Source organism: Spirosoma endophyticum, assembly GCF_900112365.1.
Classification (GTDB): Bacteria; Bacteroidota; Bacteroidia; order Cytophagales; family Spirosomataceae; genus Spirosoma; species Spirosoma endophyticum.
In genome coordinates, this window is record NZ_FOLQ01000008.1 from 53010 (window position 1) to 77543 (window position 24534).

The 24534-nt window shown below is 48.0% G+C and carries 25 protein-coding genes; 17 read left to right on the plus strand and 8 right to left on the minus strand.

Annotated elements, in window-relative coordinates:
• Positions 1 to 19: 19 nt before the first annotated feature.
• The 15 genes from hisG to BM202_RS19935 all read left to right on the plus strand — a co-directional run bounded on the left by hisG (position 20) and on the right by BM202_RS19935 (position 14731).
• A complete protein-coding gene (gene hisG / locus BM202_RS19865) occupies positions 20 to 880 on the plus strand; it encodes an ATP phosphoribosyltransferase (RefSeq protein ID WP_093829344.1) in 861 nt (286 codons plus the stop codon).
• A 90-nt stretch (positions 881 to 970) separates the two neighbouring features.
• Complete coding sequence (gene hisD, locus BM202_RS19870; protein WP_093829346.1) at positions 971 to 2260, plus strand: histidinol dehydrogenase; 1290 nt, start codon at positions 971 to 973, stop codon at positions 2258 to 2260.
• A gap of 31 nt (positions 2261 to 2291) precedes the next feature.
• The gene (locus tag BM202_RS19875; RefSeq protein ID WP_093829348.1) at positions 2292 to 2531 is read left to right on the plus strand and encodes a hypothetical protein; all 240 of its coding nucleotides are present in this window, start codon (positions 2292 to 2294) and stop codon (positions 2529 to 2531) included.
• The gene (locus tag BM202_RS39080) at positions 2528 to 2845 is read left to right on the plus strand and encodes a PIN domain-containing protein (RefSeq protein ID WP_093829350.1); all 318 of its coding nucleotides are present in this window, start codon (positions 2528 to 2530) and stop codon (positions 2843 to 2845) included. The genes BM202_RS19875 and BM202_RS39080 overlap by 4 nt, the downstream gene beginning before the upstream one ends.
• Positions 2846 to 2911: 66 nt before the next feature.
• On the plus strand, positions 2912 to 4096 hold the full coding sequence (locus BM202_RS19885) for an aminotransferase class V-fold PLP-dependent enzyme (RefSeq protein ID WP_093829352.1): 1185 nt from the start codon (positions 2912 to 2914) through the stop codon (positions 4094 to 4096).
• Positions 4093 to 4596 carry a peptide deformylase gene (locus BM202_RS19890; RefSeq protein WP_093829354.1) on the plus strand — a complete coding sequence of 168 codons (504 nt, stop codon included), beginning with the start codon at positions 4093 to 4095 and terminating at the stop codon, positions 4594 to 4596. The genes BM202_RS19885 and BM202_RS19890 overlap by 4 nt, the downstream gene beginning before the upstream one ends.
• Before the next feature lie 86 nt (positions 4597 to 4682).
• Complete coding sequence (locus BM202_RS19895; RefSeq protein ID WP_093829356.1) at positions 4683 to 5111, plus strand: antitoxin Xre/MbcA/ParS toxin-binding domain-containing protein; 429 nt, start codon at positions 4683 to 4685, stop codon at positions 5109 to 5111.
• Positions 5111 to 5572, plus strand: coding sequence for an RES family NAD+ phosphorylase (locus tag BM202_RS19900; RefSeq protein WP_093829358.1), 462 nt, complete (start codon positions 5111 to 5113; stop codon positions 5570 to 5572). Before BM202_RS19895 ends, BM202_RS19900 begins: the two co-directional genes overlap by 1 nt.
• On the plus strand, positions 5572 to 6705 hold the full coding sequence (gene hisC, locus BM202_RS19905) for a histidinol-phosphate transaminase (RefSeq protein ID WP_093829360.1): 1134 nt from the start codon (positions 5572 to 5574) through the stop codon (positions 6703 to 6705). The genes BM202_RS19900 and hisC overlap by 1 nt, the downstream gene beginning before the upstream one ends.
• Before the next feature lie 16 nt (positions 6706 to 6721).
• Entirely contained in the window at positions 6722 to 7264 is a 543-nt protein-coding gene (locus BM202_RS19910; protein ID WP_093829748.1) for a hypothetical protein, read from the plus strand.
• Between the two features lie 73 nt (positions 7265 to 7337).
• Positions 7338 to 10679, plus strand: coding sequence for a UvrD-helicase domain-containing protein (locus tag BM202_RS19915; protein WP_093829362.1), 3342 nt, complete (start codon positions 7338 to 7340; stop codon positions 10677 to 10679).
• A gap of 27 nt (positions 10680 to 10706) precedes the next feature.
• On the plus strand, positions 10707 to 11582 hold the full coding sequence (locus BM202_RS19920; RefSeq protein WP_093829364.1) for a phosphatase PAP2 family protein: 876 nt from the start codon (positions 10707 to 10709) through the stop codon (positions 11580 to 11582).
• Positions 11583 to 11634: 52 nt separating this feature from the next.
• Positions 11635 to 12594 (plus strand): methylenetetrahydrofolate reductase [NAD(P)H], encoded by a 960-nt coding sequence (gene metF / locus BM202_RS19925; RefSeq protein ID WP_093829366.1) that lies wholly within the window; start codon positions 11635 to 11637, stop codon positions 12592 to 12594.
• A gap of 188 nt (positions 12595 to 12782) precedes the next feature.
• Positions 12783 to 14147: a glycoside hydrolase family 88/105 protein gene (locus tag BM202_RS19930; RefSeq protein ID WP_093829368.1), complete on the plus strand. Its 1365-nt coding sequence runs from the start codon at positions 12783 to 12785 to the stop codon at positions 14145 to 14147.
• Between the two features lie 179 nt (positions 14148 to 14326).
• A complete protein-coding gene (locus BM202_RS19935) occupies positions 14327 to 14731 on the plus strand; it encodes a hypothetical protein (protein ID WP_143100719.1) in 405 nt (134 codons plus the stop codon).
• 80 nt (positions 14732 to 14811) lie between these two features.
• On the opposite strand, the gene BM202_RS19940 is transcribed toward BM202_RS19935, so the two are convergent.
• Positions 14812 to 15282, minus strand: a complete 471-nt coding sequence (locus BM202_RS19940; RefSeq protein WP_093829372.1) for a hypothetical protein — start codon at positions 15280 to 15282, stop codon at positions 14812 to 14814.
• Between the two features lie 543 nt (positions 15283 to 15825).
• Positions 15826 to 16863: an L-rhamnose/proton symporter RhaT gene (gene rhaT, locus BM202_RS19945; protein ID WP_093829750.1), complete on the minus strand. Its 1038-nt coding sequence runs from the start codon at positions 16861 to 16863 to the stop codon at positions 15826 to 15828.
• 283 nt (positions 16864 to 17146) lie between these two features.
• Here rhaT and BM202_RS19950 point away from each other — a divergent pair, with 283 nt between their 5' ends.
• Positions 17147 to 18289 carry a glycoside hydrolase family 88/105 protein gene (locus BM202_RS19950; protein ID WP_093829374.1) on the plus strand — a complete coding sequence of 381 codons (1143 nt, stop codon included), beginning with the start codon at positions 17147 to 17149 and terminating at the stop codon, positions 18287 to 18289.
• A 17-nt stretch (positions 18290 to 18306) separates the two neighbouring features.
• Positions 18307 to 18621: an L-rhamnose mutarotase gene (gene rhaM, locus BM202_RS19955; RefSeq protein WP_093829376.1), complete on the plus strand. Its 315-nt coding sequence runs from the start codon at positions 18307 to 18309 to the stop codon at positions 18619 to 18621.
• Positions 18622 to 18671: 50 nt separating this feature from the next.
• Here the strand turns inward: rhaM and BM202_RS19960 are convergent, their stop codons facing one another.
• From BM202_RS19960 to BM202_RS19985, 6 genes are all read right to left on the minus strand, one after another.
• Positions 18672 to 19178 (minus strand): hypothetical protein, encoded by a 507-nt coding sequence (locus BM202_RS19960; RefSeq protein ID WP_093829378.1) that lies wholly within the window; start codon positions 19176 to 19178, stop codon positions 18672 to 18674.
• A 299-nt stretch (positions 19179 to 19477) separates the two neighbouring features.
• Positions 19478 to 20107, minus strand: coding sequence for a dioxygenase family protein (locus tag BM202_RS19965; protein WP_093829380.1), 630 nt, complete (start codon positions 20105 to 20107; stop codon positions 19478 to 19480).
• A 109-nt stretch (positions 20108 to 20216) separates the two neighbouring features.
• Positions 20217 to 21383 carry an endonuclease/exonuclease/phosphatase family protein gene (locus tag BM202_RS19970; RefSeq protein WP_093829382.1) on the minus strand — a complete coding sequence of 389 codons (1167 nt, stop codon included), beginning with the start codon at positions 21381 to 21383 and terminating at the stop codon, positions 20217 to 20219.
• Positions 21384 to 21430: 47 nt separating this feature from the next.
• A complete protein-coding gene (locus tag BM202_RS19975) occupies positions 21431 to 22381 on the minus strand; it encodes a hypothetical protein (protein WP_093829384.1) in 951 nt (316 codons plus the stop codon).
• A gap of 76 nt (positions 22382 to 22457) precedes the next feature.
• Entirely contained in the window at positions 22458 to 23840 is a 1383-nt protein-coding gene (locus BM202_RS19980) for a sensor histidine kinase (RefSeq protein ID WP_093829386.1), read from the minus strand.
• Positions 23840 to 24520: a response regulator gene (locus BM202_RS19985; RefSeq protein ID WP_093829388.1), complete on the minus strand. Its 681-nt coding sequence runs from the start codon at positions 24518 to 24520 to the stop codon at positions 23840 to 23842. Before BM202_RS19985 ends, BM202_RS19980 begins: the two co-directional genes overlap by 1 nt.
• Positions 24521 to 24534 lie beyond the last annotated feature (14 nt).

Sequence of the window (24534 nt, forward strand, 5' to 3'; positions counted from 1 at the left end):
ACACATCATACATCTCTTAATGTCTTCTGTATTACGTATTGCCCTGCAAAAGTCTGGTCGTTTGAGCGAAGATTCATACCAGCTTTTTAAAGAATGCGGTATTCGTTTCGACTACGGTACCGGTAAATTAAAGTCTGTTTCGTCAAACTTCCCGGCCGAATTCCTGTTCCTTCGCGATGACGATATTCCTGGTTACGTTGAAGATGGCGTGGCAGATCTGGGTATCGTTGGCGAGAACGTAGCGGTCGAAACGGGTCGTCCTGTCGAGACCATTCATAAACTTGGATTCTCGAAATGCCGGTTGTCTATCGCCGTTCCGCGTGGCACCGACTGGGTTGGTATTCACAGTCTGAATGGAAAAAATATTGCTACGTCCTATCCGAATCTGTTGGGTAATTATCTGGCTGGACAAGGTGTTCAGGCCAATATTCACGAGATCAGCGGATCGGTAGAAATTGCGCCGAGCATCGGGCTAGCCGAAGCCGTTTGCGACATTGTTAGTTCGGGTAGTACGTTGTTAAGCAATGGATTGAAGGAAGTTGAAACCATTTTTCGTTCCGAAGCCATTCTGATTGCCCGGCCCAAACTTAATGCTGATAAACAGGAATTAGTTGATAAACTATTGTTCCGCATCAAGTCGGTTCAGGCGGCCAAAAATAACAAGTACATTGTGCTGAATGCACCAAATCACGCCCTTGATCAAATCACGTCGCTGTTGCCCGGTATGAAAAGTCCGACCGTAACGCCATTGGCAACGGAAGGCTGGAGTTCGGTACATTCGGTACTTAACGAAAACGAATTCTGGGAAAATATTGAAGCCATCCGGGCCGCTGGTGCCGAAGGCATTCTTGTCATTCCAATTGAGAAAATGATCTACTAAACAATGATGAATGATAAATGATGAATGATGAATGAGCACCTGTGGGAAAATCATTCATCATTTATCATTCATCATTCATGAATCATATTCATGAACATCATCCCTTTTCCCGACCGCGCCGAGTGGCCCGCGTTACTGGCTCGTCCGGTGCAGTCAACACAGCAGATTGAAGCAACCGTTGCGCCAATTCTTGAGCAGGTACGTAGCGGTGGCGACGCAGCTCTGATCGTGTTGGCCCAGAAATTTGATAAAGTCGATCTGTCGGAAGGTGGCCTGGAAGTTGCTACGTCGGAAATCGATGCGGCTGAAGACCAGTTAAGCGACGAGCTGAAATCAGCAATTCGGCAGGCGTATCAGAACATACGTCTGTTTCACGAACGGCAAACGCAACCGGTCGAGAAAATTGAAACCATGCCGGGCGTTACGTGCTGGCGCAAAAGCGTTGGGATTGAAAAAGTTGGCCTGTATATTCCAGGCGGTACGGCCCCACTTTTTAGTACGGTGCTGATGCTGGGTATTCCGGCGCAACTGGCCGGTTGCCGTGAAATTGTCCTCTGCACGCCCAGTAACAATCCCGCCATTTATTTTGCTGCTAAACTCGTTGGGGTCACAAAAGTATTCCGTATTGGGGGGGCTCAGGCTATAGCTGCGATGGCCTACGGAACTGAGTCTGTCCCGCAAGTCTATAAAATATTCGGGCCCGGCAATCAGTACGTTACGTCGGCGAAGATGCTGGTTGCGAAAGAAGGGATGGCCATTGATATGCCCGCCGGGCCGAGTGAAGTCGCCGTTTACGCCGACGATTCGGCCATTCCCGCTTTCGTTGCGGCCGATTTGCTCTCACAAGCCGAACACGGAGCCGATAGTCAGGTTTTGCTGGTGTCGACCAGTAAGAAGTTGATTACGAGCGTTAATCTGACGCTTACAACGCAACTCGGCAAATTATCCCGGCAGACGCTAGCGGCTAAAGCGCTGGAAAACAGTAAAATGATTCTGGTCGAGAGTCAGGCTGATGCGATTGATTTACTAAATGCCTATGCCGCTGAGCATTTGATTCTGAGCGTTGAAAATGCCGAAACCGTAGCTGAGCAGATCATTAATGCGGGCTCTATTTTCCTCGGAAATTACACTCCCGAATCAGTGGGTGACTATGCGTCGGGTACGAATCATACGTTGCCAACGAACGGATTTGCGCGGGCCTATAGTGGTGTTTCGCTGGACAGTTTTGTGAAGAAAATCACCATTCAGCACATCACGCCCGAAGGGTTGCAGAACGTTGGGCCAGTTGTGGAAGCAATGGCCGAAGCCGAATCGCTCGACGCACACAAGCGGGCCGTCAGTTTGCGACTGGCCAGTCTGGCCGAAGCGAATCCGGTCTGATTTTGTTATCTTGCTAAAAAACGAGAAAGCCATGAGTCAGTTAATAATTGAGATGGACTCCGATGAAGATGAAGCTCTACTAATTCAATTGCTCCCCCGATTGAATGGGCGATTGGTTGAAAGGAAGCCAATCCCACATAAAGAACAGTTGAAAGACGTGTTAGAGCGTATTATTCAGGCAGGTGGTGCTGGAGAGTCGTTTGGGAATCCGTCTGAGTGGCAACGGGAGATTCGAAGTTGGGATCGCGTACTCGATGGTCGGGAAGAATGATTTTAGATAGCAATATTACCATCTATTCGGCAAGACCGGAGTACATACAATTGGCTAGATATCTCCAGACGAATCAGGCTCTTGTTTGGGTGTCTCTTATCTCCACAATTGAGGTGTTAGGTTTTAGTCGTTTAACGTCAAAAGATAAATTGACGTTCGAAACATATTTGGCTAGTGTTGAGATACTGCCTCTAGGACGAGAAGTGATCACTGAAGCCATTCGATTACGACAGCAACGTAAACGATCGCTTGGCGATTCAATCATTGCCGCCACGGCCCTTCTGTATAACCTTCCTGACGAACAACACCCCTGATTTTGCCGATATTCCTGGTCTAAAAGTCATCTCAATGGCGTCAGTTTTGTAGTTCGTAATTTATCTATGCTGGATCTTATTTCTCTCCGTGCTGAAACACCCGGCGTTCAGCACGTTGTTCATTTTAATAACGCTGGGGCGTCGCTGATGCCAAAGCCGGTTATTGATGCGATTACCGCACACATCAATCTGGAAGCTGAAATCGGTGGCTATGAAGCCGCTGTCGTTAAGAAAGAAGCGATCCAGGATTTTTACGTCTCGACGGCCGACCTGCTCAATACAACGGCCGACAACATTGCCGCAACGGCCAATGCCACCGATGCCTACGCTCGTGCGCTGTCGTCTATTCCGTTTGATCGGGGGGATGTAATTCTGACCACGATTAACGACTATGTTTCCAATCAAATCGCGTTTCTGTCGCTTCGAAAGCGATTCGGTATTGAAATTGTTCGCGCGAGTGATATTCCATCTGGCGGTGTCTCGGTGGCCGATATGGCCGAAAAAATCAGGTTACTACGTCCTCGCTTAGTAGCCGTTACGCACGTGCCAACCAATTCGGGCCTTGTACAGCCGGTCGAAGCGATTGGTCAGATTTGTCAGGAATATGATGTCCTATATCTGGTTGATGCATGCCAGTCGGTAGGGCAATTGCCGGTCGATGTGACGCAGATTCACTGTGATTTTCTGACTGCCACCTGCCGGAAATTTCTGCGCGGGCCGCGTGGAATGGGCTTTCTCTACGTATCAGACAAGGTTTTATCCAGACATATGGCTCCTTTGTTCGTTGACCTGCACGGAGCTGCCTGGGAATCGGCGGATACATTTCGGCTAGAACCGACAGCTAAGCGTTTTGAAGATTGGGAGTTTCCGTACGCGCTGGTTCTGGGTGCGGCCGAAGCTCACCGGTATGCCCTTAACGTTGGTCTTTCGGCTATTGCCGAACGTAATGCCGAGTTATGCGCAAAGCTGCGAAGTCAATTAATTGAGCTTCCTGGGGTTCATTTGCTGGATGAAGGCGAACAATTATCCAGTATCATTACATTGTTCTGTGAGCAACAAGCAGCAACTAATTTAAAAGACATCTTGCTGACCGAGCATATCAACACGTCGCTTAGTATGCACGGAGCGGCTATTATTGATTATGACCGGAAAGGCATGAAAACCGCGACCCTGCGGATTTCGCCCCATTATTTCAATACGGAGGACGAGATTAATACGTTGGTCGAAACACTGAAGCGCACGCTGGCATGAAACATCTCGCCGATCTTTTGCTTTTAGGTGATCCGCGCCTGTACGAGACCTGCGAACCCGTTTTGGAGTCTGAACTTTCCCTTGTAGCCGGTTGGGTTGCTGATCTGCATAATGTGATGGAGGAAATCCGGGCAACGTATCAGTTTGGACGGGGCATCGCGGCTCCGCAACTGGGCATCATGAAGCGGTTGATCTATCTGAATGTAGATCGGCCACAAGTCATTATCAATCCGAAATTGGTAGCTGTCAGTGACGAAACCGACGAGCTTTGGGATGATTGCATGAGCTTTCCGAATCTGCTGGTACGTGTTCAGCGGCATTGTAGCCTGACAATCACTTACCGCGATGAGCATTGGGAGCCGCATACCTGGAACATAGAGGATTGGCCAATATCGGAGTTAATTCAGCATGAATACGATCATTTGAATGGGGTGTTGTGCACGATGCGGGCTATTGATGGCCAATCCTTCCGGTGGCGGCCAACGCCAGTGGTGGGGTAGTCTTAGTCAGGAGTAAGGTTTGTAGAGAAACCTGAATTTGTGTCCGATGAAAAACGTCTGTATTTTTAAGGAAATAATTCTTGGTTATGACAGTCGTAGCTATCGCAAACCGATTGGGGGGAAATCAGGTGCTTGGCCAGAGTATCCGTAGTGAGGCTGATTTGATGCATCTTATTGAATTGGGTGTTCCTAAAGCGACAATTCGCTATCTGGCTGATTCACTGGGAATCGAACCTAAAGAATTAATTCAATATCTGCCTGTTACACCCCGTAATCTTCAACGCTATCAGGAAGAGGATCGACTAAGTGAGATTGTATCTGACCATATTGTCGCGCTGGCAGAGTTGTTTGAGCACGGCGAAGAAGCACTGGGAAAAGATTACTTTCGCGATTGGCTGCACGGCTCAATTTTATCATTAGGAAATAGGCGGCCCGTTGAGTTTCTTAAAACGCATAAAGGTATTGGTATGGTTGACCGTGAGTTAGGACGAATTGAGCACGGAATTTTTGCCTGATGGAAATTTTTCGCGTAACCCGCCAGAAATATTCAACCGATTTGTCAGGTAATGGTGCCGCAGTAAATGGTGGTCGATGGAACGAGATAGGTAAGCCAGTGTTATATGCCGCCAGTAGTCGATCATTAGCGATATTGGAAACATTAGTTCATTTGCGACAGCCACAACCTCCACCAGATTATCGTGTTATGGTGCTTTACGTACCTGATAATGTGTCGTTAGCAAGCGTTACGGATCGGCAATTGCCCGGTACTTGGAAAACGGATGAAACTTGCACACAGCAGGTTGGTGGTCAATGGCTTAAAGAAAATGAGTATCTTTTATTGCGAGTACCCTCCGTCATTGTAAAGGCCGAGTATAATTATCTGCTCAACCCAGCTCAGGAATTTTTCACAGAAGTACAAATAATGGCAATCGAGACGATTGAGTTCGAGCCTCGATTTTTTCAGAAATTAAGATAATGCAGTCATTCAATCTCAATAACTTACTCCGCTCCCACATTCTGAACTTAACACCCTATTCATCCGCTCGCGATGAGTATACGGGTAAAGTGGGCGTGTTCCTGGATGCCAACGAAAATCCACTTGGTTCTACGACAGATGCCGGTGATTATAACCGGTACCCCGATCCGCACCAATGGCCCATTAAGCAGCGGCTGGCTCCGATTAAGGGCGTTCGGGCTGGGCAGATTTTTCTGGGTAATGGCTCCGATGAACCCATTGACTTGCTCGTTCGGGCTACCTGCGTACCAGGTAAGGACAATATTTTGATCATGCCACCAACCTATGGCATGTATGAAGTGTCGGCGGCTGTGAATGATGTCGAACTTATCAAAGTGCCGCTGACCCCTGATTTTCAGGTCGATGTAGAGACTGTTTTGACTTCGATTACGGCCAATACGAAACTCATCTGGTTGTGTTCACCCAACAATCCATCCGGAAACCTGCTTCAGGCCGACGCGATCCGCACGATTCTTGCCGCAGCCGACCATTCATTAGTGATTGTTGACGAGGCTTACATCGACTTTGCAGACACGCCTTCGTGGACGAGTGAACTGGACAATCATCCTAATCTGGTTGTATTGCAGACCTTTTCGAAGGCGTGGGGCCTGGCCGCACTGCGTCTGGGTATGTGCTTCGCGTCGGAGGAGTTGATTCATGTGCTGAATAAAATCAAGCCACCCTATAATATCTCAGCCCCAACACAGACGCTTGCACTTGAAGCGCTGAATCATGAAGCCGAGAAGAATAAAATGGTGACTGAACTATTGGAGGAACGTCAAACGTTGGTTGAGAATCTGCGTTCTTTGCCTTCAGTGCAGGTTGTTTATCCTTCCGATGCCAATTTTTTGCTGGTTCGTTTTGACGATGCAAAGGCAGTATTTGAGCATCTAATTGATAAACAAGTCATTGTACGCGACCGCTCAAAAGTTAAGCTGTGCGATGGTTGCCTGCGGATTTCAGTAGGAACAAAGGCTGAAAATGAACGCCTTTTAGACGTACTGAGCCACATGAAAAATGACACGGTGTCAACCAATCTACCACTAGGACCGGGGGAGTTGGCCAGTAAACCAGAGTTAGTATCGAATGCGTAGCTTGTCGCTGTTCCCTATGAGAAAATTACTTTTAACTGTACTACTTGCCTTATCTGGCTGGCTAATGACGTCGAATGTGGCTCAGGCTCAGTATAATAACTGGTCGATAGGCGCCCGAATCGGGGAGCCCTCAGGTGTAAATATTCGAAAGTATTTTGGGAATAACCATGCTTTTGATCTGAATATCGGTACGTACGGTGGCATTTACGGCACCACACGTAGCTACCGGTCCGGGGATTATAAAACCGTTGGTCTGACTATTCAAGGGCACTTCTTATGGCATACGGCCCTTACAAAAAGCGAAAGCCTGCGGGCTTACTACGGCTTTGGCGGTCAGATCAACAACCGGAAATATTATCCGGACTATTTATCAGGTCAACCTATTGATTTCGTCAAAGGGAATATTTCGCTGGGTGGGTCGGGTATTGGTGGACTGGAGTATTTTCCGGTCAACAAACCCTATTCGATTTTCCTGGAAGCGGGTGCTTATCTTGAAGTCCTCCCTGCTCCATTTTTCCTCAATTTGAGTACGGGAATAGGAGCGAGGTATAATTTTTAGTCAATAGTTAAGAGTCGTCGGTCGTTAGTTTACCTAAGTACTGACGACCGACAACTATCGACTAACGACTCTTATGTTTAAAATCTATAGTTCTTCGGCTGGGTCGGGGAAAACGTACACACTCACCAAAGAGTACCTAAAACTGGCGCTGCGACCGGGTGTGGCCGATAGTTATTTCCGGCATATTCTGGCAGTAACGTTTACGAACGCGGCTGCCAACGAAATGAAGAACCGGATTCTGAAAAATCTGGCGGGTATTGCCGGACAGGAGGAATCTCCTTTATTGGTTGAATTGGTGACCGAACTCTATGGCACCCCACCCGGTACCGATTCGTTTGCTGTTTCCAAAGCCGATTTACGTCAGAAGGCGTCGGCCGTTTTTAAAACTATCCTGCACCGCTACGCTGATTTTAGCGTAACCACCATTGACTCCTTCACGCAACGTATCGTTATGGCTTTCACCGACGAACTCGGGTTTCCGTATTCGTTTGAAGTGGAGCTGGAGACCGATGAAGTGCTTGAACTGGCTATCGACAATCTCATCGAAAAGGCCGGAACGGAGGAAATGGATGAGATCACGACGATTTTAAGCGAGTATTATACGTATACCGCGGCCGAAGGAAAAAGCTGGAATCAACTGCCCGAGTTGCTGAAGGAATTCGGGCGAAATCTAACGTCCGATCAGTTCTACGAGTCCGTTAATGCCGCACAGGAACTATCGCCAGGTGCGTTGCGCACCATTCGGGCGCAGTTACTGGCGCATAACCAGCAGGTCGAAGTGGAGATTGTCGGGCAGGGACAACGTGCCTGGAAACTCATAACGGATGCTGGTTTAGATGAAACGGATTTCAGCTATGGTGCGAGTGGGGTAGGCGGGTTTTTCAAAGCTGTCGCCGATGGTAATGTCCAGAAAGACGTAGGGATACGGGTCAATAAAGCGCTGACAAACGACGAGTGGTATACAAAAAAAACACCCTTGCCAGTTCAGGCGGTGATTGATAGCATGACCAGCGAGTTATGCAATTGTATCACGCAAATAATAGCGATACGTGCTGAATATGGCCAGCAGGTGACGCTCTTCGACTGTCTGTTGCCTCATTTGCAGAAACTGGCGCTGTTGAAACAAATGCGGGTAGAATTCGACGATCTTCTACGTAAGGATGGTCGCGTCCATATTTCAGAATTCAATAAAAAGATTCTGAATATTGTCGCTTCTGAACCGGTGCCGTTTCTGTATGAGCGACTTGGCACCAAATACAACCACATTCTAATCGACGAATTTCAGGATACGTCTCGTCTGCAATTTGCCAACCTACTGCCGTTGATCGAAAACGCGCTGGGTGGCGACCATTTCAACCTGGCTGTGGGCGATGGAAAGCAGGCAATTTATCGCTTCCGGGGGGGCGACATGGATCAGATAGTTTCGCTCCACCGGCAGGATCTGGAAAGCCTGAAAATAGCGCATAACCCTGACTCCTGGACGTCCGAACGTATCGGGATGCTCGATGGTCATTTGCAGGGCGATTTGCTCGATACCAACTGGCGTAGTGCTGAGCCGATTGTTAAATTCAATAATAACTTCTTTGAATTTACCGCCCGCAAATTTGAAAGCCAGCATCCGAAAGTTGCCGACGTATTCGACGCCGAACAGGTATTCCATCAGAAAGCGCAACCCGACGCTCGTCTGGCGGGTCATGTGCAGATCGACTTTGTCGAAAAAGCTGAAGAGGAAGGGAAAGATTTGACGGCAGGCATGCTCGACATAACCATCGCGCATTTGAACAAAGCCCTGGCCGATGGGTATCAATACGGTGATATTGCGATTTTATGCCGAAAGAAAGCCCACGCGAAAGCTTTAGCTAACGAATTAAACGCTCGCCAGATTCCGCTGGTGTCGGCCGATTCGCTGTCGCTGGAATTTTCGGACCCCGTTAAGTGGCTCGTGACGCTCATGCAGGTGCTTCAGCGACCTGACCAGTTACTGCTACGGTATGAACTGCTGTATCTGTTTCATCGGGTCGTGCAGGGTATTTTCCCGGATGATGCGCTGACGGAGAAGCTACGGGCCGTAGCCAACGGCGATCCGTCGGGCGTGTATGCGTACCTGACGGCAGCGGGTTATCCGCTCGATCCGCATGCGTTGGGGCAATTGAATCCGTACGAACTGGCTGAGCGATTGACGGCTCAATTTGGCCTGTTCAATCAGGCTGAACACAATCCATTTCTGTTCCGGTTTCTGGATGAAGTGCTGGCATTTAACCAGAAACGTAGCGGTCACCTGAGTGATTTTCTAGTGTACTGGGAGAGCGTCCGGCAGAAGATCTCGGTCGAAGGTAATGCCCGAAATGCGGTGAGTATTCAAACGATTCACAAAGCGAAGGGACTGGAGTTTCCGGTGGTGATCATTCCCTTTGCCAACTGGAAAGTGGAGCCGATCAGCGAGAGCACCATTTGGCTCGACCTGACTGGTATTCGAACGGATGTGCTGACTCACGAAAATGGTGTCGGAAAACTGACGCGATTGCTATCTGCTCCGTCGAACACAACCAGCAAGCTGCGCGGTGCGCCCGAGTCAATTTCGGCGCAATATGAAGATGAAATGACCCGTACGTTTCTGGAGAATATGAACCTGCTCTACGTAGCGTTCACCCGCCCGACGGATCGGCTCTACGTGATCAGCGAGGCCAAAGACTTTAGTAAAGGCCAGCAAAATACGATTAGTCACTGGCTTCATGCGTTTTTGCGGGATAGTGAGATTGCCCAAAATTGTGGCTGTGCCTGGCAGGACGGTCAACTTACGTACCAGATCAGTTTGTGCGACGACTCGTTCTCGAAGAAAAACACCGACGAACTATTGGACGAAATTTTTCTGGATGATATCATCAGCGGCCACCGGGGACAGGATATGCAGCTTCGTCGGCAGGCCGATCGGATGTTCGACGTAGCAACCTTTGAGCGCACCCGCGAACGGGATCGCAAATTGTGTGCGGCTCTAAGCTTGATTAAAGACCCAGAAAGCATCGACAATGTACTCCGTCAACTGGTGAGCGAGGGGCTGGTACGAAATTCAGAACGTGCAGATTTAAAGCAAAGCCTGATGACTATTGTGATGCATCCGTCTTTGGCTTCTTTATTCGACCCAACACTACGTATCGACACCGACCGGAATATACTGAGTAGTAAACGAATGCATGGCGCTCCGCATCGGGTCGTCCATTATCCGGATGGCAGCGTGGTGCTGGTTCAGTATGAGTCGGTTCAGGTAGCAGTGTTGGCTTCTCAATCGGCACAAACGATTGATCCGGTTGATTCGTTACGTTACTTTACAAGTCTCTACCGGGACATGGGGTTTCCAGAAGTCGAAGGCCGACTGGTGTATCTGGCCGATGAACCTGAAGTTATTCGGGTAGTGTAAGAGTGAATTATAAATGATGAATTATAAATGATAAAGTTAAAGTCAGTCGTTGAAATTTCCCCCAAGTCTTTCCTCAGGAAGAGTCAAACTATCATCGCTGCATTCATCATTTATCATGCATCATGCATTATTTCTTTCGCGCAGTCGCCTTATGAATTGAAAACGGCGCGTGAACTAACCTGGGTAGGCGTAGGAGTTGCTTCGATGGGCGTATCGCTGGCGCTTGACCATACAGTTGATCCGTTGACGCAAAGCGAAATTGCTACGCTGAATCGAGCCGAGATTAATGCCTTCGATCGAAACGCTACGTATCATTGGTCAACGCGGGCTGGTCGACTGAGCGACGTTACCCTGCTGGGTAATGTGGCGTTGGCAGGGGCACTGGCATTAGGTACAAAACCCATGCGGCAAGATGTTAAAACAGTAGCCATCATGTATGTCGAAACAATGCTGCTGGCGAATGGCATCGAAGGATCGGTAAAGGCCATTACGCAGCGTACTCGTCCGTTCGTTTATAATTCAGATGCGCCACTCGATGAAAAACTCACTCGGGACGCCCGCCAGTCGTTTTTTTCGGGCCATGCGGCCAGCTCGTTTGCCACCGCAGTTTTTACCGGCGAAGTGTTCCGACATTATTTTCCGCACTCCCGATTGAAACCGGTTGTCTGGATTGGATCACTGGGATTAGCTACAGCAACGGCAGTGCTCCGTTATGAGGCTGGTAAACATTACCCAACCGACCTGATCACCGGTGCTGCGTTTGGAACGCTGGTGGGCTGGGGCGTTCCGAAACTGCATGAGGTGAAGAACCGGAGTAATTTGGGCCGTCGGCTCGATGTGCAGCCCTGGAGCAACGGATCGACTAACGGAATCTATGTGCGGTTGGCGGTGTTTTCACGTTAACTTTGCCTCGCCTTATCTGGCGTAATGAAGTAGGCAAGCGACTATCTGAGGAATGACAAAAATTACCGACCACATTAAGGCCGCTAACGGCAAACCGATTTTTTCGATTGAAGTAATTCCGCCCATTAAGGGTGATAATCTGAAGAATCTGCTCGACAACATTGAGCCACTGATGGAGTTCAACCCCCCATTTATTGACGTTACGTATCACCGCGAAGAATACATCGAACGGCCAATGCCCGATGGCACGATTCAGAAGATTGTGACACGAAAACGGCCCGGTACGGTTGGTATCTGCTCGGCTATTATGCACCGGTTTGGCGTGGATGCGGTACCGCACGTACTCTGCGGAGGCTTTACCCGTGAGGAAACCGAAGATTTTCTGATTGATCTTCATTACCTCGGCATCGACAACGCACTGGTGCTACGGGGCGACCCGGCCAAGCCGTTCAGTACGTTCAAGGCAAAAGAAAATGGCTACAACTACGCCAGCGAACTAGTGGAGCAGGTGGCTAACATGAACCGGGGAATTTACCTGCACGAAGAAGATACAGCCCTGGCGCCCAGTAACTTCTGTATTGGCGTAGCAGCCTATCCTGAGAAGCACTTTGAGGCCATTGATCATGATTCGGACTTCAAATACCTCAAACAGAAAATAGATAAGGGAGCGGAATACATCGTTACGCAAATGTTTTTCGATAACAGTAAATACCTTGACTTTGTCGACCGTTGTCGGCACGAGGGGATTACGGTTCCTATTATTCCAGGCTTGAAACCACTTAGCACGCGCAAGCAATTACAGATTTTACCCAAGCTATTTCACCTCCAAATACCCGACGATCTGGTTCGGGCCGTGGAAGCTTGTGAGAATGATCAGCAGGCCCGGCAGGTTGGTGTAGAATGGTGCATTCAGCAAGGGCACGAACTGACAGCGGCCGGTGCGCCGGTACTCCATTTTTACACGATGGGGAAAGCTGATAATATCATGAAAGTTGCCAGAGAGTTGTTTTAGAGCAAGGTGCCTGGGGCTAAAAACGCTGCATTTAAGCGAAAGCTAATTAATCCTGAGTGTAGTTCTGCTCACTTGCAATTAAGCTGATTTCCACCCTACAACGCAAAAATAAGTAGCCTGGCGAAGTGTCAGGCTTTGTTCTGCTGTATTGAATCTGCATACGGTACCTGTTTAAGCCATTATACTACATGATAAAATTCTCCAAGTCAGTCGCAATCCTGCTGATCGGGACCGCCACGGTTTCGTCGTTCGGTCAGAATACACCTCCTAAAGCCAACGACTCGACTACACCGTTACACTTGCTCCAACCCGATTATCCGGTACCCTATGGCCAACCGAAAAAGGAGGATGTTATAAAAGTTCTTGATCGGGTTTATACCTATCTGGACGAAACAACACCTATGCAGGTGATTGATAAGCAGACGCAGCAACCCATAACGGACTTAACAAAATTCAATGCCAACGCTATTATCAAGCCCGGTGATTTTCGACTGACTAGCTACGAATGGGGCGTCACGTATGCGGGCATGTTACTCGCCAGCGAAGCCACCGGCGACCCGCGTTACGCTGATTACACCAATAAACGACTCACGTTTCTGAATTCACTACGTCCCTACTTTCGCGATCAGGTGAATGCTGACCCCAAGGCGAATACATCCCTTCGGCAGATGCTGGCTCCTCACGCGCTCGATGATGTGGGGGCGATGTGTGCAGCCATGATCAAAGCAGGCCGAGCCGGAGGGGTCAAAGCCGATATGCGGCCACAGATTGACGCTTTTATTACGTATATCATGACGAAGGAATACCGACTGTCGGATGGTACGTTAGCGCGCAACCGTCCGCAGCCAAATACGCTTTGGCTCGATGATCTGTTCATGAGCGTTCCCGCGCTGGCGCAGATGGGTAAGTTGACCAATGACCGTAAATATTATGACGAGGCTGTTAAACAAGTGCTACAGTTCTCGAAGCGTATGTTCAACAAGGACAAGGGTTTATACATGCACGGCTGGGTTGAGGGGATGACGGTACATCCGCAATTTCACTGGGCGCGGGCCAATGGCTGGGGCATCATGACGGCGGTTGAATTGCTGGATGTTCTGCCGGAAAACCATCCAGGACGTCCGGCTATTCTGGAGTTACTACGTGCCCATGCGCATGGCCTGGCCGCTTGTCAGTCAGGGTTGGGATTCTGGCATCAGTTACTAGACCGTAACGACTCCTACCTGGAGACTTCGGCCACGGCTATTTATGTGTACTCTATTGCCCGAGCCATCAACTGGGGCTGGCTGGATGCCAAAGCGTACTCGCCTATGGTACTGCTCGGCTGGAATGCTGTCTCAACGAAAGTTACTGATAAAGGGCAAATTGAAGGAACTTGTGTGGGTACGGGGATGGGCTTCGACCCAGCTTTCTATTACTATCGGCCGATCAACGTATACGCGGCACATGGCTATGGACCAGTGTTGCTGGCTGGTGCCGAAGTGATCAATTTACTGAACAGGAAAACCTTTGAAATCAACGATAGCTCGCTGCAATTGACGGAGAAGAAGTAACACATAAAAATGCGTTAGCGAGTTATATATTAATGGTGAAGAAGAACTGAAAATATGTAAGTTGCCTATTTGATACAGTCAGGTTTCCCATCTGGTTAACATAACGTTTGATTAAATAACAAAAGAATTTCCTTTTTACAGCTTTACTTCTCTAAACTCGTTACACAATGAAATACTCAATGCGTACCCTTCTAGTTTTGGCAGGCTTGGTCAGCTCGACTACTTTATTGGCTCAAGTTAAGGTCACTACCGAGGTTAGTGGTGATGCCGCTACTGGCAAACAACTTATTCAGGCCAAAGCAACTGGTGGATCTGGCAAGTACAGCTACGCCTGGGGTCTAACCACACCAGGTGCCGTTCCGTCAAACAATGCCTCAGAGGTGTTGCTAGTACCGTCTCAAGAAGCGGAATACATTGTTTTTGTTCGAGACAAGGAGACAGGCGCTAGTGCTTATTCGACGGTAGTAGTGAAAACATTGGCTGTGAACGAAAAGCACCTGATTAGAATGCCGGGTGAAGATTACAAAATGAAGCTCCGTTATTCGGCAACCGGAGCGCTGCCAGCTAGTCCAGCTAGAAAGTAGTGAGAGCGATCTACAGCGTTGGCGACATAGCCAACGCTGTAGATCGCTCTAAGGTTAACGTAATGCCACTTATACAACACTTATTTGGGTTGGAGAATATCTCTTGAGTCAAATCCCTCGCTTGTTCGTAACCATATTTCTTTGCCTCCTTTGACCGCAAATTTCCATTCCAAGCCATGAATCAACAGTGGTGCTTCCTGCAAGATCAAACCATTCTGGGCTTGAGCTGGAGCCTTCGAGAACTCATTGGGTAACAGGGGTCGTGCGTATCTGATCAAGTCAGCAAAGGCAGTTGTGTCACGAATAAGAAGTATTTCGTTTAAATCAGACTTAACTCGACTGCTGAAAAGTAGTACGTAGTTGCCACATTGGCCCCAAGGTAACTGGGCATAGTCTTTAATACTTTCAAAAAAGTAAATTTTTGCCAAATCATATTGGTAAAGGCTATCTTGCTTTTCTACATTTACTATAATGAATTTAGCCTGAGTTGCCTTCGCATATTCATTCAGATTCTTTTCAAGTACTTTATCTGTCAAATAGATTTTCTGCATAGGTGTTAGCTTACTCTGGCTTATACCGGTGGTGCTTAGGGCACAAGTAAAGAGAACAGACAGAATTGTGCGAATAAAGGCTATATGCATACTCTACAGAATTGATCATTTCCGATAAATAGATGGAAAGTATACTAAATTCCACAATGGAATATTCCCTTTACATAATCGTAGTTATGCAACAGATCTCCTTAAAGTACAAGACTCGGCACTTTCTGTAGAACAGCCGATCTTATATTTTAAGAACGTGTTGGGAAATTTTATTTGGTTTTTACCCACTGCTGCTACTCCTCTAGTTATATAGCACCCAACTAGACCAGTTTACCAAAGAAAATAGGGTTTAAGCTATTTGGCTAGTTGTTTATCGGACAAGGGCAGCTCATATGAAACCAAATACTCGCATTTAATTTGCTGAAAATCAGAATCTTAAAATTCCCCAACACGCTCTAAAGAGATCTGTTAGTAGGTATGTTGAACCTTGAGAGCTAAAATTAGGTAGGTCCCTATTTATCGGCCATTACCGGTAACAACTTCCCGCAGACACTAAGCTCCTAAATAATTGCCAATTCCGACGATAACGGTTGAGAGCACAACCAGCGAAATGCCCAGCGAAATGGTACGCATGGTTGGTGCATTAGCTCCTTTCCACTCGTGCAGATACAATCCCCAAAAGCTACTAAAAGCAATAATAAAGGCCATGTGGAGTGTCCATCCCGAAAACCGGTATTCGCCCATTTTACTGTCGCCCATGCCGTAGAAGAAGAACTGGAAATACCACGTAAAGCCGGCTAAAGCGCAGAAAATGATGTTGGGTACGATGGGGGTCGATAGGTTGGTGTAGTCCGTATAAGTCCGGTTGCGGATGTTCAGGTAAACTGTCCAGATGGCATTGGTTGTCAACCCCCCCAGCAGAATAATAACAAGTGGGGCATTATTCATATAAAGCGTATCCGTTCCATGCTGGACAGCTAATTCTGAAATAGACTGCCCCGCCGTAAGACCGAATGACATACAGGCGCTCATTACGCCCGAAAAAACGGCTACTAATAATCCTTTCTTCAGGTCGAATTCAGTAATGACAGCTTTCTTTTGCGCGTCGGATAGGGAGCGTTCTTTCATCATGCCAGCGATACCACAAACGGAAATGCCCAGTACGCAGACGGCCAGCCCCAGCATGATAACCCGCCCGGACGTAGTGCTGACAAGCTTTGCAAATTCGCCCTGCCAGATGGGTGGAACCAGCGTACCGAAAACGGCGCATAAACCCAGGGTGACGGCCATACCAAGCGATAAACCTAAATAGCGCATGGCCAGGCCAAAGGTTAGCCCCCCAAAACCCCACATAACGCCCCAGAAGTATGTCCACCATAGCGTGTCTGTGGAGGCCTGACGCAGTACACCAAACAGATCGGAGACGGTGAGTGAACCCATGATGAGTGGGGCGGCTAACCAGGAGAACAGACCGCCGACGAGCCAGTAGCTTTCCCAGGCCCATCCGCGAACTTTTTTATAGGGTAAATAAAAACTGCCGGAGGCAAATCCTCCCAGCGCATGCAACACAACACCCCAGATTACACCCATTTTTTCGTTATTTTTTACAAATATATCCTGTTCGATTTCTACCACTTTCCTGTTCTTTCCTGTAATTACGCATACTAAAACAGACTAGCGCGGCAGAAAGCGTCCGTGCTACGTTAGTAGGTTAACAGCCAGGTCAAAAGATGATGTTAATCACCAGGGAGGTGCATATTAGCAGGAGAAAGCAAGTGAAACGTACTTTGTCTAAAACAAAATGGGGGTCACTTACTACTTATCTTAGCCAGATTATGAAAAGTCGCTCTCAGTTAAACGATTTAACATATAGATGACAATCAGACAGTTAGTTGGCCAGGTTGTACTGTTAACGATAACCGTTATCTCGGTTGGGCGGGCGCAAAAACTTCCGGATAAAAGAGAAATTGTGGCCAAATTAACCCTGGCTAATGATTATTTTATGAAAACTTGGCCTGATCCCGGGAAGGAAATCGTGACGAATAAAACCCGCCCCAGTAATATCTGGACACGGGCAGTATATTACGAAGGGTTGATGGCGCTGTACGGCATTGACAAGAAGAAAGCCTACTACGAGTATGCCGTCGAGTGGGGCGAAAAGCACAATTGGGGGCTCCGAAGTGGAATCACTACGCGTAACGCCGATGACCAATGTTGCGGTCAAACCTACATGGATGTATACCTGACTGATCGACAGCCCAGTCGAATTCAGGATATCAAAGCGTCGATAGATGGCATGGTACGTAGCGACAAAATAGACGACTGGAGTTGGGTCGATGCACTGCAAATGGCAATGCCCGTGTTTGCAAAACTGGGTGTCTTATATAAAGACGAATCGGCTGCTTACTACGAGAAGATGTACCAGCTGTATATGTACTCGAAGATGAAACACGGTGGGAACGGACTATATAATCCTAAAGATGGTCTATGGTGGCGGGATAAGGATTTTGTGCCGCCCTACACAGAACCAAATGGCAAAGACTGCTACTGGTCGCGGGGAAATGGCTGGGTTGTGGCGGCTTTGGTACGGGTACTCGACATCATGCCGAACGATGCCCCGCACCGGGATGAATACGAAAAAACGTATCTGGAAATGATGCGCGCCCTGCCGCCACTGCAACGCTCTGACGGTTACTGGAACGTAAGTTTACACGATCCAGCGAATTTCGGCGGGAAAGAACTAACCGGAACCGCGTTGTTCATTTACGGTATGGCGTGGGGCGTCAATCATGGCTTACTCGATGGGAAAACGTATCGCCCGATCATTACCAAAGCCTGGAATGCGATGGCAACTGATTCCGTACATCCGAATGGTTTCCTGGGCTACGTGCAGGGAACGGGCAAAGAACCCAAAGATGGTCAACCTGTTACGTACGACAGTAAACCTGATTTTGAAGACTACGGTCTCGGCTGTTTCCTGTTGGCTGGCACGGAGTTGTATAAAATGAAGCGATAACTAACTACCGAAGACTTATGGAAGAAATAGCCTTTACAATGAAACTGAAGCCGGGCGTAGCGGTCGAATACCAGCGCCGTCATGATGAGATCTGGCCGGAGCTGTCGGCGGCTTTAGTCGAAGCGGGCATTCGCGATTATTCCATTTACCTCGACCGCGCTACAGGAACGTTGTTTGCAGTTCAGAAACGTATCGCTAACCACACGGCGCACGAACTACCGGGACTGCCAGTAATGAAGCGGTGGTGGGCGTATATGGCCGATTTAATGGAAACAAATCCCGATAATTCGCCGGTTGCCGTGCCGTTGGCGAAGGTATTTCATATGGAGTAGCGGAGAGCAAAGCGTTCTCCGCTACGTACCAACAATGGGTTCCTGATGAGCTATATCGCTCTCAAAGTCATGATCGTCTTATAGGGATTGGAAGGCTCAGTGACCGAAATTTCAACTTTCAGGCCGCTGGCTGAAGCGTCCAGCACTCTCCAGTCCGAAACATCGGTTGCGTCGTTGTCTTTTACAATGTGGATGGTTTTTGTTTGCTCATTATACGTCCAGTGACTGGGTTGGGCTACCGAAGGGTCTGTTTCATTGTCAGAGCAGGCAAGTGGTCCATTGCTGCCCGATAGTTGCCCGTTTTTCTCGAATACAAGGTTGTTGTCTTTTTCGCAGTCACGCAGAAAAACGGTCAGATCAGTATCCAGTTTGCCATCTCCGTCGAGGTCAATGGCTGGATTAACTTCAAATGAGGTCATCCGTAGGTTTTTTCCGACAAATATTAAATTGTTGTCAGTAGCCATAGGCTGAACAGAATCGCTTTCTTTTTTACACGACGAAAGGGTCAGCACAAAGGCGGCAACTGCAGTCAATAGGGGGGTAGTAACGCGGTTCATTGTATTTAGTTGTTTAGGGATTGTGTGGTAAAAAGTGGTTCGACAGATTAATAGAGGAAGTATTAGCTACTACGTCCAGGCGTTTTCATCTGCGGAACGATGTAAAATTGGCGTACCGAAGACAGGTAGCCCATAGTCAGCTCAATCAACCGGCAAAAGCTGCGAATGAATTGCTGTAATGGAGTGGTCAAGTGTTTCTGATTCGCACCTATAATAAATCACCGGGTTGAAGTCCGGTGCAATGGCATACTATTACCTGCACCGGACTTCAACCCGGTGAAATTAACAGAGCCGACGTATTAGTGGTTGGCTGGGTAGTTTGGAATGTTTTTGCCGAGGTATATAAGCCGTTCGGCCTTGAACATGGTGCCTACATCCTTGAGTTTCAGGATGCCACTGCCGCCACGGTTTTCCAGCTTCTGTCGTTTTTCGGATGTGAGCAGTGGATCATCGTCAAACAGGTATTCGTCAATGTAATATTCATTGAGACCCGGTTCTTTCACCGTAACGTGCACATGAGCGGGTTCGGAATGGTCTGGATATGGCGCCGGGCGCCACGTAACAAATTTATATTCACCCTTCTCGTTCGTGCGCATCCAGCCGCGTAGGTAGCCGTGCCGTTTGCCCCAGCCGGTTTCGTTTCCTTTTTTCGGGTAATGCCCGGTTTCGTCAGTATGATAGATGTACAGAATGACGCCGGGAGCGGGCGTTTTTCCGTCGGCTTTATAGACGATACCGTTAATGTCCAGCGGTTTTTTGCCTTCGCGGCTAGCGGCTGGCATCTTTAAAAAGGAGTCCAGCTTACTGAAGGGAACAGGACTTTCATGAATTGCTTCACAACCCTCGCAGGGACCGCCCACTATCTTGTCCTGACCAAACGCTTTTAAGGTAATGACTATCAAAATCAGGGCAACCCATTGATTTTTCATAGTACAAAATAGTGTATGTGCCTGAAACTGGACAATTCTTTTTAGCTATGATAAAAAGCTAATAGCCAGGTCAATATAACTATCCTGATACGTAATAACTACGGCTATTTTAGTGCAGTGCCAGTACGTCGGCTGGCGCATGCAATGATTTCTTTAGTACGTACTGAGCCAGGACGGGGAAATGGTCGGAAAAAGAAATGCCCGACAACGTTTGACAGGTTTTGATGTGCCAGTCGCTACTAACGAACTGTTGGTCTATACGCACGCAATAAGGATGACGGTTCAAGGTAAAGCCAAGTCCCTGTCCCGCTTCTTCGAACGCATTTCGGAAATTCTGACTAAGCTTCCCATATGAATAGCCAATGGGTGGTTCGTTAAAATCCCCACAAATAATGACCGGATACCGACTGCCTACTACGTAGGACTCGACCTCCTTCAACTGCTCATTTCGATGGCCAAATCCTTCTTTTAGCTTACAAAACGTATCGAAAACCTCGAACGAAAACTTGCCAATGTCGCCTGATTTTAAGGCATCTATCACCTGATTGGTGCGCACACCCATCGACCATAGATGCACATTAACCACCCGGATAGTATCGGCTCCGTAGGCAATATCGGCGCATAGAAACCCATTGATATCGGGGCCATTGGGCCGGTTCCAGATACGACCATACTGATTCACGACCGGGTACTTGGAAAATAAAGCCAGTCCAATTTCCCGACCTCGATCAAAGCAGGTTAGTTTGGCAATTTTGGTCTTGTATTGACTTTCGATCTGGGAATTGGGTGAATATTCCTGAAAACAGGCAATATCAGCCTGTAGCGTAGCTGGATTAAAGCCCGTATTGAGTCCCACGGGAAATGTTTCGCTGTTGAAACTCAGTACGTTCAGCGTCTGAGCCTGACTTGTATTCAGACTATTTGTAGCAGAACTGCTTATTCCCACTAACCTTTTTACAACGACGAACGAGAACAAAACCCAGATCAGACCGGCCATTGCCACCGCTTTCTGATGTTTAAAGAAAAGATAAATACAGGCTATTAATCCGCAGGGAATCGCCAGCGGTAAACTCATCATGACGAAGCCTGTTAGCCAGTGTCCATCCAACGGATAGTAGCAAAAGGCCATCGTGAAAAATAGGAAGCTCAGTGTCGTGTAAGCAATCGGGAACTGACGGTATTCGCTGAACAGCCACTTTGCTACGTCAAATGATCTGTTCAGGAAAAGCACAAAAATGGGCAGCAGAAAATCTACCGATTTATTAAAAGTCTTCATAGGCTGAGTGAGTGTTGGTTAATTACATCAATCCCAAACTAGTGGGATTATTTCACCTGAAAATGAGCATCACCGATTTTGATGCCTTCAGAATATAACTCTGCCGTATAAGCTCCTGGTTTATAGGGAGCTTCCCGCCGAAAAAGTAGGTCGACCCGCTGGTCATTGTTCTCAAAAGGAACCGTTTGCCGGAGACTGTAACCGATTTCATTTCCATCAACCAGCAAGATTCCGCCAATGCCACTTTCACTTACAACCGCTCCATTCGCGTCCAGCAAGCGTAGGTAAATGTCTTTGTCATTCGTTAAGGCGACTGGATTTGATGGCAGAATGAAGGTTATCTTCAGCCGGTCAATACGTGATGCTTTATAGGAACCGCCCCGGCGCTCTTTGCCGTTGGAGGCCACCGCATTGACTTCCACATTTACGGCTTTCATGGTGGAAGCCAGCGTTACTTTATCCTTTAAATCAGCATTTTGAAGGGAATAATTGACCACCGTCTGGGCTAGTGCTGCTTTCTCGTTCTTGAGCCCTTCGTTTTCGCTGAGGATGCTTTGCTTTTCCTGCTCAAGGGCGCGTGTCTGGCTGAGTAATGAGCCGTTTTCAGCCTTTAGCTTTCGGGTATCGTCCTGATGAAGCGTCAGGAAATTTTTGTAGTCCCTGATTTTTAAGGTGTATTGCTGAATCGAAAAGGAGAGGTCGTATTTCAGTTTCTTCTTGTCATTCTCCAACTGCCGCTTGATACGTTCCAATTCGACAACGCTACCGCCAAGCCGACGTACTTCACTTATTTTCTCATCCAGCTTTGCTGAAATGGAGTCGAGCTTGATTTGGGTGGAGGCAAATTGCTCTACTTTAGACGTCAGAAGTTTTTGAATTTCAAGGGTTTCGTTTCTTGAGCCAAGAAATAAGTAGGCCAGCAGCGCCAGAATGCCCACCAAAGCCCCGATCGTCATGTTAATCGCTCCCTGCTTACTACTCGTCGCTTCTGCTTCCATCCTGTTGTTTGAGTAGGTACGTTACAAAGCAACGACATGGAACTTAAGCAGGGCTTAAGCTGACCTTAAATTTACCTTAAAATGAATCGGGGTTGGCGAGCGTCAGCATGAAGGTAGTACCTGATAATGTTGAGTTTACTGCAATCTTGCCCTGGTGGATTTGAACAATTTGGGCGACGATGGCGAGTCCCACACCGTGCCCGCTGATCGACTGATTCGTTACGTTGCTTCGGAAGAAAGGCTGAAAAATGAACGGTAAATCGGCCGCCGGTATCTGCGTTCCTTCGTTGAAAACGGTTATCGTAATCGTTCCTCCTGTCGATTGAAAGTTAACCTTAGCCGTTTTGGTCGGTGAAAACTTACAGGCATTGTCGACAAGATTCATCAATAACACCTTAAGCGAAGGGCGGTTCCCTAAAGTAATCAGAGCCTCTTCGTCGTCGGGAAAATCAGTGAAAACAAGCTGAATTGTATAATCTTCGTGCCACTCCTGAAGTTGCGTTTTCGTTTCCCAGATCAGCTCATCCATCCGAACTGGCTCAAACAGCATCGTATTGCCCTGAATGGACGTATTGGCCAATTCGAGCAACGTATTGGTCAGTTGGGTGAGGGAGCGGGTATCTTCCTGTAGTGACTTAAGCGTACGTTCATATACGTCGGGATTTCGTTTCTGAATAAGCGCTACGTCGATCTGGGAATTAATTTTAGTGAGCGGGTTTTTCATCTCATGCGATACGTTCGCGATGAACATTTTTTGCGTGTTCAGGGCCTGCTCGATGCGGTCGAGCAACTGGTTGAACGTAGCAACCAGTAACCCAATTTCGTCCGAGCGATTGGGGTGCTCTACGCGTCTCGTCACATTCGCTGGAAAGATGGTATTGACCTGCTGAATAATGCCCGACATGGGCGCCAGCGCCCGGCTGGCAAACAGCCAGCCCGAAATACCAAGCAGAAGAATGGCCGCCAGAATCATGACCATTAAAATCTTCTTCAGGTCGACCAGCGCTTCTTCGCCCGTTTTGTCAATGCCGCTCACAATCACCCAGTTACTGCTGTTTCCGCGCGCCAGACGAATGGCTACGACCTGATACTCATTTCGGTGCAGGAACAAAGTCTGAGCTGCCGAATCGAGTAGTGGAATAAACTGCTCGTGGAATTGGGTATTCGCCGGATTGGTGGAAAAGAGTACCTTTTTATTGGTCTCGTTGTAGACCGAAATGTTCTCATTAAGCAGTGGTTCTTTATTGTCGGCGTCGATGAGCCGCAGCACGGTGCTATCCGTTTGCTTCAGGTCAAAAAGGAGCGTGGTCGTGGTAATGGCACGATCCTGAAGGCGCTTGAAAAACCGTTTTTCAAGATAAAGTTTGCTGAAAAAATAAACACCGAGCGAGAAGAACAACAGAATCAACGTCACCAGAAAGACAAACTGATAGGTGAGTCGGGTTCGAATATTTACCATTACGACAATAGTTTTAGAACATAGCCCATGCCGATCTGCGTGTGTAGCAATTTGGGTTCGAAATCTTTGTCAATCTTCTTGCGAAGGAAATTTATATAGACTTCAATGATATTGGTGCCGGTGTCGAACGTTAAATCCCAGAGTCGTTCGGCCAGTTCAACTTTAGAAATTACCCGCCCCTGGTGCCGAAGAAAGTACTCAAGCAGTTGAAATTCTTTGGCTGTCAGCGCGATTTCCTTACCGGCCCGCACCACTTTTTTTGCATCTGGATCTAATTCCAGATCAGCGATTTTTAGCAGATTGGCCGTTTGTGCCATGCCCGTGTTCCGGCGGGTCAGCGCTCTGACGCGCGCCATTAACTCACGGAACTCGAATGGTTTAACCAGGTAGTCGTCAGCTCCGGCGTCGAGTCCCACAATTTTGTCATCGGTCGTTCCCAGGGCAGTCAGCATCAAAATTGGGGTGGCTACATTGGCCTCCCGCAGTTTTCGGCAAAGCACCAGGCCATTCATGCCAGGTAAAATAATGTCTGATATAATAAGTGCGTAGGCTGACCGGGTGGCTAATTCAAAACCCATCGTCCCGTCGTAAGCTACATCGACCTCCCACTGGTGCTCTTCAAGCCCCTGTTTGATACTCTGAATGGTTTTGACCTCATCTTCAATAATCAAAATTTTCATGGTACGGCAGTATC